Origin of the sequence: Halomonas urmiana (assembly GCF_005780185.1) — a bacterium.
Classification (GTDB): Bacteria; Pseudomonadota; Gammaproteobacteria; order Pseudomonadales; family Halomonadaceae; genus Halomonas; species Halomonas urmiana.
The window spans coordinates 1-801 of the sequence record NZ_VBUI01000078.1 but is presented as its reverse complement, the minus strand read 5'-3'; the positions used below and the strand labels follow the sequence as shown (position 1 = coordinate 801).

The window sequence follows — 801 nt, the reverse complement described above, 5'->3', positions numbered from 1 at the left end:
CTTCGGTGGGTTCCTGCTGCTGGCGGCCTTGCTGCACCGCTCACTTCACAGGCTAACCGGGCGTGCCCCGCCCTTAATACATTGATCGCGCCGACATGATCGGCGTTGGCCTCGAAGCCGCACTCGACACAGGCGAAACATGCCTGGCTGCGCCGATTCGCGGCGGCCACGTGCCCGCATTCGGGGCAGGTGCGGCTGGTGTTGTGCGGTGGCACGACCACCAGATGCGCCCCGCGCCAGGCCAGCTTGTAGTCGAGCTGACGGCGAAACTCATACCACCCCTGATCCAGAATGGATCGGTTGAGCCCCGATTTCGCTCGGACGTTCTGCCCCGGCTGCTCGACACTGCCTCTCGCCGACCGCGACATATTGCCGACCTGCAAGTCTTCCAGCACCACGAGCGCGTGTTTTTTGCTGATCGTGGCGGAAGCCTTGTGCAGATAATCGCGGCGGGCATTGGCGATACGGGCCTGGATTTCCTGGACGCGGGCCTTGGCCTTCTTCCTGTTGCGGCTGAACTTGGTCTTGCGGCTCAGCGACTGCTGCGCCTTGCGCAGCGCCGTCTGATGCCTTTTGAAACTGTTGAACGGGGCGAGGTCGCTGCCGTCCGAAAGCGTGGCGAACCGCGCTACCCCCATGTCGATGCCGACGGCCCCGCCTTTGGGCACCGGTACGTCGACCTCGCGCTCGGTCTGGATCGAGACGAACCACCGCCCGCCGGACTGGCTGACGGTGACGTTCTTGACCGTCCCCAGCACCTCGCGGCTCTTGCGGAAGCGCAACCAGCCCAGCTTGGGCAGG

General features: G+C 64.9%; 1 protein-coding gene. It reads right to left on the bottom strand.

The genetic code is table 11. From position 1 onward, the window contains the following. Positions 1–801 (bottom strand): RNA-guided endonuclease InsQ/TnpB family protein (locus FEI13_RS18825; RefSeq protein ID WP_138183020.1); only part of this gene is annotated, 801 nt, incomplete at both ends.